The organism is Anaeromicrobium sediminis (assembly GCF_002270055.1).
Lineage (GTDB): Bacteria > Bacillota > Clostridia > Peptostreptococcales > Thermotaleaceae > Anaeromicrobium > Anaeromicrobium sediminis.
In genome coordinates this window covers 557,780-569,484 of record NZ_NIBG01000001.1, presented here as the reverse complement: position 1 = coordinate 569,484, position 11,705 = coordinate 557,780, and the positions used below count along the sequence as shown (strand labels likewise).

Here is an 11,705-nt window from a genome sequence, read left to right as displayed (position 1 = left end):
AATATGGAAAATAAGCTTATAGTATCATCATCTCCCCATCTAAGGGCGAATGAATCCATAAGTAAGATAATGAGAGATGTGGTAATAGCATTATTACCAGCTACTTTAGCAGGTGTATATTATTTTAGAATGGGTGCTGTTAAAGTAATATTATCAGCAGTAATTGCTGCTGTATTAACAGAGGCAGCTATACAAAAGATTTCTAAGAAACGAGTAACAATAAATGACTGGAGTGCTGTAGTAACAGGATTATTACTTGCATTTAATATTCCAGCATCAGCACCATGGTGGTTACCAGCAATTGGTTCTATATTTGCTATCTTTATAGTAAAGCAAGTATTTGGAGGTATTGGACATAACTTTATGAACCCAGCTTTGGCTGCTCGTGCAATGCTTTTAGCATCTTGGCCAGTACAAATGACTGCTTGGGTTAAACCAGGAACAGATGCAGTGAGTACGGCAACACCTCTTGCTATAGTTGGTGGAGAAGCATCAGGTCAAGCGTTACCATCATTTATGGACTTAATAGTTGGAAATGTTGGAGGATGTATAGGAGAAACTTCAGCAATATTATTAATTATAGGTGGAATTTATCTTGTATATAGAGGAGTTATCACTCCTAGAATTCCTGTGATTTATATAGCAACGGTTGCAGTTATGAGTTTCTTATTAGGTGGCTTTGATATAAGTTATATGGTATATCAAGTGTTTGCAGGTGGATTAATGTTAGGAGCTATATATATGGCAACTGACTATGCATCATCTCCAGTAACAGAAAAAGGACAAATTATATTTGCAGTAGGATGTGGTTTCTTAACAGCTATTATAAGAATCTATGGTGGATACCCAGAAGGTGTTTCTTACTCTATTCTTTTAATGAACGTGGCTACACCTCTTATTGAGAAATATACTAGACCTAGAGTTTTTGGGGAGGTGAAGTAAATGCGAGAGATTACTAAATTAGGAATAATATTATTTGCTATAGCGGCTATTGCTGCTAGTATACTTGCATATACTTATGATGTAACAAAGGGACCTATTGAAGAACAATTAACACAAGCAAATATAGAAGCAAGACAGACTGTATTACCAGATGCAAAGGAATTTGAAGAAGTATCTAGTGATAAATATAGTGGTTATGAGAATGTTTTAGAAGTATATGCTGGAAAGAAAGATGGAGAAGTTATAGGATATACTATTAAGACTTTACCTCAAAGTGGATATGGTGGAGCTATTGAAGTTATGATCGGTATAGATACTGATAGCACTATAAGTGGTGTTAACATAGGTACTCACCAAGAAACTCCAGGTCTTGGTGCTAAGGCTTCTGGTGAATTTAAAGATCAATATAATGAAAAGAGTACAGATAAAGAAATTGCAGTAATTAAATCAGGAGCGCCTAAGGATAATGAAGTACTTTCAATATCAGGTGCTACTATAACATCAAGTGCTGTTACAGATGGTGTTAACTTAGCAATTAAAATATACAATGAGCAGTTAAAGTAATCGGGGGTGAAGAAATGAGATTAGATAAAATATTTATGGCGGGTATTTTATTTGAAAACCCGATATTTATACAGATGTTAGGTATGTGTCCTACATTGGCTGTAACTACATCAGCTATGAATGGGTTAGCAATGGGACTTGCTACTACAGCAGTTTTAATATGTGCAAACATAGTAATATCGGCAATGAAAAATGTTGTTCCAAGTAAAATACGTATACCAATATTTATAGTTGTAATAGCTACATTCGTTACGGTTGTAGGTCTTGCTATGAAGGCTTATTTACCTGCATTAGATAAGCAATTAGGTTTATTTATTCCATTAATAGTTGTTAACTGTTTAATACTAGGTAGAGCAGAGGCATTCGCATCTAAGAATAATGTAATTGCATCTGCCGTTGATGGAATTGGTATGGGACTTGGATTTACTATATCATTAACTGTATTAGGTAGTGTAAGAGAAATATTAGGAGCGGGAACATTATTTGGTAAAGCCCTATTTGGAGCTTCATTCCAACCTGCGTTAATTATGATACTACCTCCTGGCGCTTTCTTAGCATTAGGATTATTATTAGCTGTTTACAACTACGTTGTAATGAAGAAGACAAAGGAGGTATAGGATATGTCAGTAACTGGATTATTTGTTATATTAGTTAGTGGGATATTAGTAAATAACTTTGTATTGTCAAGATTCTTAGGAATTTGTCCGTTTCTTGGTGTATCTAAGCAAGTAGAAACTGCAAGTGGTATGGGTATGGCCGTAACTTTCGTTATGACACTAGCTTCTATTATAACTTATTTTATACAACACTTTATATTAGATGCTTTTGGATTAGGATATTTACAGACTATTGCCTTTATATTAGTTATAGCATCATTAGTGCAATTTGTTGAGATGGTTGTTCAAAAGACAAGTCCAACATTATATCAAGCACTAGGAGTTTTCTTACCGCTTATAACTACTAACTGTGCAGTTTTAGGATTAACTATATTAAATATTCAATCTAACTTTAATTTAATAGAAACAATTTTTAATGCTATTGCTGCATCAGTAGGTTTCACCTTAGCTATAGTATTATTTGCAGGAATTAGAGAAAAACTTGAAATTTCAGATGTACCAGCAGTGTTTAGAGGATTTCCAATTGCCCTTATTACTGCAAGTTTAATGGCAATTGCATTCTTAGGTTTTGCAGGTCTTGTATAGATAGGAGGGGGAAACATGGATTTATCAACTATGTTAGTTCCAATAGCTAGTTTAGGTGGTATGGGACTACTTTTTGGTGCTGGCTTGGCCTTCGCATCACAAAAATTTGCTGTAGAAGTAGATCCAAGAATAACAGCAATTGGAGAAGCACTTCCAGGTGCTAACTGCGGTGGTTGTGGATACCCAGGATGTGGAGGATTTGCAACGGCTGTAGTAGAAGGAAAAGCACCTGTAAATGGATGTCCTGTTGGAGGTTCTGAATGTGCTGAAAAGATTGGAGAAATCATGGGCATCTCTGCTGGTGGTGGAGTTAAAAAGGTAGCTCGTGTAATATGTAATGGAACAAGTGATAATTGCAAGGAAAAATATGATTACTCAGGTATAGAGGACTGTAAAGCTGCAGCCATGTTAGGTGGAGGAGCTAAATCCTGTTCTTATGCGTGTTTAGGTCTTGGAACCTGTGTTAAGGCTTGTGGATTTGATGCTATAGAAATTACTGATGACGGTGTGGCTAGTATTAATCCTGACAAGTGTGTAGCTTGTGGAAAATGTCTAGATGTATGTCCAAAGAATGTAATTGATATGGTTCCTTATGAACAAGAAGTTGTTATTGAATGTAACAATAAGGAAAGAGGAAAAACAGTAAAGGACAATTGTTCTGTAGGATGTATTGGGTGTCAGATTTGTGTTAAATCATGTCCATTTGAGGCTATTACATTTGAAAATAATTTAGCTAAAATAGATTATGAAAAGTGTACGAATTGTATGGTTTGTGTAGAGAAATGTCCGACTAAAGCCATATATGGTGATTTAGAGAATAGAAAAAAAGCTTATATAGAAGAAGAAAGTTGCGTAGGATGTACAATTTGTAAAAGACAATGTCCTGTGGATGCAATTGAAGGCGAATTAAAGCAAAAACATAAGATCATTGAAGACAAATGTATAGGATGTGGAGCTTGCGAAGCTAAGTGTCCTAAGAAATGTATAACAATGAAATAATGTAGATTGAAAAAAGAACATACGATTTTTCGTATGTTCTTTTCTTTTCCAAATGAAACTCTTTAATAATTTAGAAAACTTAATTATCTTAAATATCTTTTAAGAAAAGACTTTTTATGTAATACTTGTCATGTTTATGTCAAAATGTTAAACTTAGAATGTCCATAGTGTGCCATATAACATATGTACAAATTATACGGCCTAAAAGGAAAAAAATATATGGATTATAAAGATTATTTTGGAAAAAATATTAATATAGAGGTAAGTGTTGATTATTATGACGAAATGGGATAAATTATTGATTATTTTTATAATAGCGGCTTCCATAATAGGAATTAAAGTGACTGCTAACATGGCAACTAATGAAGAAAGTATGTATTTAGTAATACAATTAGATGGAAAAGAATACAAGAAGTTAATTATAGATTCTAATACTAAATATACTACTATTCCAATTAAAAGTGATCATGGCTATAATGAAGTAAAAATAGAAGGTAAAAAAGTATGGATGGAAAATTCAGACTGTAGGGATAAAATATGTGAGAAACTTGGCATAATTGAAAAGCCAAATGAAACTTTAGTTTGTATTCCTCACAGGCTTTCTGTAAAATTAAAGACAAATAATAGTGATGTGGACATTGTGAGTTATTAGAAAGAGGAAATTTATGAGAACTAGAAAATTACTATACTTATCGCTTATAACTGCCATAGGAATAGGTCTTCAGATTGTAGAAAATTTTATACCTGTTAATTTTGTAATGCCAGGTGCAAAACTAGGACTGGCTAACATATCTAACTTAGTCACACTGGTTGTTTTTGGTTTCAAAAATGCCCTAATAGTATCAATACTACGGACCATAGTAGGAACATTGGGAAGTGGTGCTGTGACGGGATTTTTTTATAGTTTTTCAGGAGCCATAAGTAGTACTATTGCCATGTGGATTATGTATAAAAATTTTAATAAATATTTTAGCTTAATAGGTGTTAGCATTGTGGGAGCTTTATTCCATAATATGGCTCAAGTATTAGTGGCTAGTATTATGATAAATAATTGGCTTATATTTACATATTTACCTTTTATGATGTTAACAAGTTTATTCACAGGGTGTTTTATTGGCCTTTCGTCAAATTATATATCAAAACATCTAAATAAAATAATAGGTAAGGAGAGGTTGTATGAATAGTAAATCAAAAGGAGTTTCCATGCTTATTCTACTAATGATAGTAGGCATAGTAGTAGGAGGGGTTGTAGGAGACTTATTTAAGGATACTTTTGAGATACTAAAGCATGGTAAACATATAGGATTTAAACCATTTACCATAGACCTATTGGCCATTAAATTTACATTAGGGTTACAACTATATATGAATTTAGCCAGTGTCCTAGGTGGAGTAATAGGAATGGTAATATTTTTTAGATTGTAGGTGCTAAATATGGAGAAGATAATTTTAGCTTCAAATTCGCCACGAAGGAAAGAAATACTTGGTAAGTTTAATATTCATTTAAGAATAGAGAAGTCATCAGTAGATGAAAAAGTAAATGAAGGTGATATACCAGAACAAGTAGCCATGGCTTTAGCCTTTCAAAAGACTTTAGATGTGGCAGAAAGATGTGATGATGGTGGCATTGTCATAGGTGCAGATACTATAGTGGTAAAGGATCATCATATTTTAGGTAAGCCTGCAAATTATGATGAGGCATTTAATACCCTAAAGAAATTATCTGGCACATATCATCATGTAATCACAGGCGTGGCTATAATTAAAGCTAATACATATAAAAAAGTCGTGTTTTATGAAAAAACTAAAGTAAAAATAAAAGATTTAAGTGATGATGATATTTGCAATTACATCAACACTAATGAGGTGTGGGATAAAGCTGGCTCCTATGGAATACAAGGCATTGGATCAGCCCTTGTGGAATCTATTGAAGGTGATTATTTTAATGTGGTAGGACTACCAATTGCTAGATTGAGCAGTATTCTCAGGAAAGATTTTAACATTAAATTAATTTAGGTGATATGGATGAAAGAGAGGATGTACCTCACAATAAAGGATATGAATAAGGAAGAGAGACCAAGGGAAAAAATTGTAAACATGGGAGTAAATTCCCTTTCCAATGCGGAGCTTTTAGCTGTTATAATAAGAACAGGGACAAAAGAAGCATCTGCCCTAGATTTGGCTCAAAGGATACTGGCAATAGATGAGAAGGGCATTGGATATTTACAAAACTGTACCATAGAAGAACTTTCTAAAATTAAGGGGATAGGAAAAACTAAAGCCTGTCAGATTCTATCTTCAATAGAATTAGGGAAAAGACTAGCTAGGAGCGTTAACAAAAGAAATATAAATATTAAATCTCCTAAGGATATAGCTAGTATGTATATGGAAGAAATGCGTTGTTACAATAAAGAATACTTTAAGACAATTTTATTAAATACTAAAAATAAAATAATATCAACTGAGCTTATCTCCATAGGGACTTTAAATAGTTCATTAGTACATCCAAGGGAAGTGTTTGTACAAGCTATTAGAAGAAGTGCTTCTAGTATGATACTTCTACATAATCACCCTAGTGGAGATGTGAGCCCTAGCAAAGAGGATATAAATATAACTAAAAGATTAATAGAAGTTAGTCATATAGTAGGCATAGAAATTTTAGACCATATAATAATTGGAGATGGATCTTATTATAGCTTTAAGGAGAGTTTTATAATTTAAATAAGGCAGTTTCAGGAAGGAGCACAAGTAATGGCATTTTTAAAGTTTTTTTCAAAGGATATGGGAATAGATTTAGGGACAGCAAATACATTAGTGTTTGTAAAGGGAAAAGGAATAGTTGTAAGTGAGCCTTCAGTAGTTGCTATAAGGGAAGATACAAAAGAAGTCCTTGCAGTAGGTTTAGAAGCAAAAAAAATGATAGGTAGAACACCAGGAAATATAGTAGCTATTAGACCTCTGAGAGATGGAGTAATTGCAGATTTTGATATTACGCAAAATATGCTTAGATATTTTATACAAAGAGCTCATCCTAAAAAATCACTATTTACAGGACCTAGAGTTGTTATTGGAGTACCTTCAGGTATAACTGAAGTAGAAAGTAGATCTGTTGAAGAAGCTGCTATTCAAGCGGGAGCAAAAGAGGCACATCTTATAGAAGAGCCAATGGCTGCAGCTATAGGGGCTGGTCTTCCTGTGGCAGAACCAACAGGAAGTATGGTAGTAGACATCGGAGGAGGAACAACAGAAATAGCCATAATATCCTTAGGTGGAATTGTAACTAGTAAATCCGTTAGGATTGGTGGAGATGAATTAGACGAATCCATAGTTCAGTATGTTAAAAAAGAAAAAAGTCTAATGATAGGTGAACGAACTGCTGAGGAAGTAAAAATTACTATTGGTTCTGCATACCCTAAATTAAAGGAACAAAATATGCAGATAAGAGGAAGAGACTTAGTATCAGGTCTTCCAAAGACAATAACCATAAATGCTACTGAAATATTAGAAGCACTACATGAACCAATTAATTCAATAGTAGAGGCAATAAAATATACATTAGAAAAAACACCTCCGGAGCTAGCAGCAGATGTAATGGAGAAAGGTATAGTATTAACTGGTGGAGGGGCCCTGTTAGATGGTCTAAACACATTAGTAGCTAAAGAAACTGGAATGCCAGTGCATATAGCAGAGGATCCACTAGACTGTGTTGCATTAGGAACGGGAAAAAGTGTTGAAGACATAGAAATACTACAAAAATTACAAAGAGCTTCTAAAAGATTAAGATAGAAGTTGGTGGTTGAATATGAATTCTTTAAAGAAATGGACAATGATGATAGTAACAATTGTTACTATCATTCTCATTATTATAATAGGAATATCTGCAGGTGGAAGAATGAAAACATCCACAGCAGAGAACATGGTAAATAAGGCCATAAATCCTATACAAAAGACCTTTTACAAAGTGGGTCGTGCAACCGGGGATTTTATGGAATCTTTAGTGGCTTTTAGAAAAATAAAGAAAGAAAATGAAGAGTTAAGGGATGAAGTTAATAAATTAAATAAACAATTAATAGGAGAAACCTTAACAAAAAATGAGTTGGAAGAATTGAGAAAACTATATACTGTACTTAATTATATAAAGCCTGAAAATGAATACGATTACATTAGTTCTAGTGTGATTTCTAAAGGAACTGGGAACTGGTTTAATACATTTACTATAGATGCAGGTAGAAATCAAGGTGTAGCAAAGGATAGTACTGTATTGAACTCAGAGGGTCTTATAGGACGAGTATTTGAAGTTGGAGATAACTATTCAAAAGTAATTAGTATTATAGACAATAAAAGCTCTGTAAGTTTTCAAGTACTTAGAAATAATCAATATTTAGGTGTGATACGAGGAACCATTACATCTAATATGATTGGTGGAGTAGAGCCAGATGTGGAAATACTAGTTGGAGATAAATTAATTACTTCTGGTCTTAGTATGTATGCTAAAGGGATTTTAATAGGTGAAGTGAAGGAAGTCATTAAAAATGAAGATGAACTTTTAAAAACTATTAAAGTTGAGCCTTCAGCAAACTTTAATAAAATAGATAAGGTTTTCATAATATTATCTAAAAATAGCATGGAGGAGTAATTGAAAATGGCTTTTTATGTTACTAGTTTAATAGTTATAATAAACATTACTTTGCAGTCAACCTTACTCCAACATTTTAGACTTTTTGGAATATTACCAAATACATCCCTTTTGATTGTAATTAGTTTTGCGCTTATATGGGGAAATAAAAAGGGTGCTTTTATAGGAGTTTGTGTGGGCCTATTGCAAGATATATTAGGAGGAGTATTACCTGGAATGAATGGAGTAATATATTTGTTAATTGGATATAATGTGGGTATTTTTCAGCGAATTTTATTTAAAGATTCGTACTTAGCTCCAGTTTTGTTTACAACAGTATCTACTTTTTTATATTATATAATTTACTATGTAATTGGAGTGATTATTGGACTTGATATAAGTTTTGTTGGATTATTTAAAAAAGTAATATTTATAGAAACTGTATATAATTCGTTATTATCCATATTAATTTATAGATTTATATATAATTTGACTAACAAACCTTTTATGAATTCTAAAGTAAGGAGATAAGAATGATAGATAAGTTAAAAGACAGAAATAATCAAATGATGTTATTTTTTACTATTTTCATTGGTATATTAATTGGTAGACTGTTTATACTTACAATCGTTCAGGGTGAAGAATATAAAAATAAGGCTGATCAAATCAGAATAAAAAAAATTCCCATATCTGCTAAACGAGGAGAAATATTAGACAGATATGGTAGATTGTTAGCTACTAATAAAGCCAGTTTTACAGTGCAAATAATGAAAAATGAACTTATTGATGAACAAATAAATGACATATCAATTAAGCTTTTAAATATATTACAAAAAAATAATGAAAAATATAATGATAATTTACCTATTGTCTATGAAAATGAAGAATTTTCTTACACCTATGATGAAGAAATAGATGCATGGTTAGACGATTGGTTAGATGAAAATAAAGATCTATTTCCAGAAGGAGAAATTCCACAGAATATAACTGCAAAGGAAGTTTTTGATGCTATAAAATTTAAATGGGGTATTGATGAGGAACTAGATCCATATGAATCTCAAAGGATAATGCAAAATGATTATAATGAATACCCACCAATATCCGTTAGAAATATGAAATTCATACAAACTATGAAAAAAGAACAATTTTTACAAAAATATGGTTTAGAAGTAGATTTAAATGCGGAAGATGCCTTTAATAAGTTAAAAGAAAAGTTTAAGATACCAAATGAATATTCTGTAGATGATGCAAGAAAAATTTTAATCGTTAGAAATGAGCTGAGAGACCAAGGCTACAGGCAATATCAGCCTGTTGAAATGGCAGTTAATGTAAAACAAGAAACCATAGTAGAGATTGAAGAACATAGTATGGATTTGCCAGGAGTTAATGTAGAAGTTGAACCTATAAGATACTATACTAATGATAACTTAGGAGCTCATATACTAGGTTACTTAAGTAAAATATCCGATACGGACAGGGAAATTTATAATGAAGATACGGGATACAAGAGAACTGATTTAATAGGTAAAAGTGGTATAGAGAGAAAGTTTGAAAAGGATTTAAAGGGCACAGATGGGGCTAAATATGTAGAAGTAGACGTATATGGAAGGCTTGTGGATACCCTAAGAATTGAAAGCCCTCAAAAGGGAAAAGACGTATACTTAACTATTGATAAAGACCTACAGACGGTGGCGGAAAAATCTTTGAAAAAAGCTTTAGAGCAAATCCAAGTGGGAGGAACTTTTAAAAGTGAGTTAGGAGACTACAAATATAGAGATCCTTTTCCAAATGCCACATCAGGAGCTGCAGTAGCCTTAGATGTTAAAACTGGAGAAGTATTAGCCCTAGCTAATTATCCTTCCTATAATCCTAATTTGTTTACTACGGGAATTTTGCAAAAGGACTGGAGTAAATTACAAGATCAAAATCCTAGGGATCCCCTATCACCAGTGCCTTTATATAATATAGCCACAAGGACGGCAGTACAACCTGGTTCTACTTTTAAGATGCTAACAGGCTTGGCTGCCATAGAGGATGGTTTGGATCCTTCCTATAAACTCTATGATGGAGGATTTATAAAATTAGGAAATAAGAGCTATGGATGTTGGCTATGGAATGATTACAGAAGAAGTCATGGATGGGTGGACTTATATAAGGCCTTAGAAGTATCTTGCAACTACTATTTCTATGATGTGTCAACCTCTTGGGATTATTATAAAAATAAACCTCTACCAATAACGGTAGATGTAAATAGAGTATTGGAATATGCTGAATTATTCGGATTGGGAGAAAAAACGGGAATTGAAATATCCGAAGTAGCTTATGGAGTTCCTAATCCAGGACAAAAGATGCGAAATACAAAGAACAGTTTAAGAAGAATGTTAAATAGAAAAAAGAAAGACTTTTTTTCTGATGAACTATTAAATAATCCAGAACTTCTAAAAAATGAGATAGAAACTATTGTAAATTGGATAGAGGAAAATCCATCTAGGGGGAAACTACTTAGAATGGTGGAAGAGTTAAATTTAATAGAAGGAAAAGAAGAAAAGCTTGTTGATACTATAAAGTATAGTTATTTTAATCAAGCAAAATGGACTAAGGGAGATACATTTAACCTAGCTATAGGTCAAGGTCAACATGCTTACACCCCTTTACAAATGGCTAGATATATGTCTGGTTTAGTAAATGGAGGATATAAAAACGACGTCACCTTAATAAAAAGAGTAGGTGACTCAGAGATTAAAGAAAAGAAGATTGAAGAAAAGAAGATTGAAGAAATAAACCTGGAAGATAAAAAGAATTTAGATGAAATAATGAAGGGTATGTTAAAGGCTACTCAAGGAGAGCAGGGAACTGGAAGAACAGTTTTCAAAAATTTCCCTATAAAGGTAGGAGCAAAAACAGGAACAGCCCAAAAATCAGGGAAAATACAACCTGAAGATGAGGTTGCTTATATTAAAAAGTATTTAAATAAAATTGCCCCATATATAAGTTTTGGAACTTTAAAAGAAAAAACAAAAGAATATGAGGATGAATACCCAAATGAAGGGCAAGCCATGAGAAAGGCTCTTATGGATTTGTCAGGTGGTAGGGTAACTAGTGAGAGTATAGATAGATTTAAAGGGGACTATGATAACTTTGCGTGGTTTGTATCCTATGCTCCAGCTGACAAGCCAGAAATAGTTGTAGTAGCTTTAGTATTTCAAGGTGGACATGGAGGATATGCATCTCCTATAGCAAGGGATATATATGCAGAGTACTTTGGCTTAAATAAGGAGAATGACAAGTTTGAATTTAAAAATGCATTTACCAAATAAGGTAGGTGCATTTTTGCTAAGTACTAATTTCATACTAAAATTCTTTCAAGAATAGGAAAAAAGTCT

The 11,705-nt window shown here is 32.8% G+C and carries 14 protein-coding genes; all 14 read left to right on the top strand.

From position 1 onward, the window contains the following. Nucleotides 1–3: 3 nt before the first annotated feature. The 14 genes from CCE28_RS02855 to CCE28_RS02790 all read left to right on the top strand — a co-directional run bounded on the left by CCE28_RS02855 (nt 4) and on the right by CCE28_RS02790 (nt 11,639). Nucleotides 4–942: an RnfABCDGE type electron transport complex subunit D gene (locus CCE28_RS02855; protein WP_095130749.1), complete on the top strand. Its 939-nt coding sequence runs from the start codon at nt 4–6 to the stop codon at nt 940–942. Continuing rightward, a complete protein-coding gene (locus CCE28_RS02850; protein WP_095130747.1) occupies nt 943–1,506 on the top strand; it encodes an RnfABCDGE type electron transport complex subunit G in 564 nt (187 codons plus the stop codon). 14 nt (nt 1,507–1,520) lie between these two features. Beyond that, a complete protein-coding gene (gene rsxE / locus CCE28_RS02845) occupies nt 1,521–2,123 on the top strand; it encodes an electron transport complex subunit RsxE (RefSeq protein WP_095130745.1) in 603 nt (200 codons plus the stop codon). Nucleotides 2,124–2,126: 3 nt separating this feature from the next. Beyond that, entirely contained in the window at nt 2,127–2,708 is a 582-nt protein-coding gene (rsxA, locus tag CCE28_RS02840; protein WP_095130743.1) for an electron transport complex subunit RsxA, read from the top strand. A gap of 15 nt (nt 2,709–2,723) precedes the next feature. Next, nucleotides 2,724–3,707 (top strand): RnfABCDGE type electron transport complex subunit B, encoded by a 984-nt coding sequence (locus tag CCE28_RS02835; RefSeq protein WP_095130741.1) that lies wholly within the window; start codon nt 2,724–2,726, stop codon nt 3,705–3,707. Nucleotides 3,708–3,984: 277 nt separating this feature from the next. Next, entirely contained in the window at nt 3,985–4,359 is a 375-nt protein-coding gene (locus tag CCE28_RS02830) for a NusG domain II-containing protein (RefSeq protein WP_141228304.1), read from the top strand. Nucleotides 4,360–4,372: 13 nt separating this feature from the next. Further along, complete coding sequence (locus tag CCE28_RS02825) at nt 4,373–4,891, top strand: Gx transporter family protein (protein WP_095130737.1); 519 nt, start codon at nt 4,373–4,375, stop codon at nt 4,889–4,891. Further along, nucleotides 4,884–5,132 carry a DUF4321 domain-containing protein gene (locus tag CCE28_RS02820; protein ID WP_095130735.1) on the top strand — a complete coding sequence of 83 codons (249 nt, stop codon included), beginning with the start codon at nt 4,884–4,886 and terminating at the stop codon, nt 5,130–5,132. Before CCE28_RS02825 ends, CCE28_RS02820 begins: the two co-directional genes overlap by 8 nt. Before the next feature lie 9 nt (nt 5,133–5,141). Continuing rightward, the gene (locus CCE28_RS02815) at nt 5,142–5,723 is read left to right on the top strand and encodes a Maf family protein (protein ID WP_095130835.1); all 582 of its coding nucleotides are present in this window, start codon (nt 5,142–5,144) and stop codon (nt 5,721–5,723) included. 42 nt (nt 5,724–5,765) lie between these two features. Continuing rightward, a complete protein-coding gene (gene radC / locus CCE28_RS02810) occupies nt 5,766–6,428 on the top strand; it encodes a RadC family protein (protein ID WP_242972873.1) in 663 nt (220 codons plus the stop codon). A gap of 30 nt (nt 6,429–6,458) precedes the next feature. Then, nucleotides 6,459–7,493, top strand: coding sequence for a rod shape-determining protein (locus CCE28_RS02805; protein WP_095130731.1), 1,035 nt, complete (start codon nt 6,459–6,461; stop codon nt 7,491–7,493). 16 nt (nt 7,494–7,509) lie between these two features. Next, the gene (gene mreC / locus CCE28_RS02800) at nt 7,510–8,343 is read left to right on the top strand and encodes a rod shape-determining protein MreC (protein ID WP_095130729.1); all 834 of its coding nucleotides are present in this window, start codon (nt 7,510–7,512) and stop codon (nt 8,341–8,343) included. 6 nt (nt 8,344–8,349) lie between these two features. Continuing rightward, nucleotides 8,350–8,853 carry a rod shape-determining protein MreD gene (mreD, locus tag CCE28_RS02795; RefSeq protein WP_141228303.1) on the top strand — a complete coding sequence of 168 codons (504 nt, stop codon included), beginning with the start codon at nt 8,350–8,352 and terminating at the stop codon, nt 8,851–8,853. A gap of 2 nt (nt 8,854–8,855) precedes the next feature. After that, nucleotides 8,856–11,639, top strand: a complete 2,784-nt coding sequence (locus CCE28_RS02790) for a penicillin-binding transpeptidase domain-containing protein (RefSeq protein WP_095130725.1) — start codon at nt 8,856–8,858, stop codon at nt 11,637–11,639. Nucleotides 11,640–11,705 lie beyond the last annotated feature (66 nt).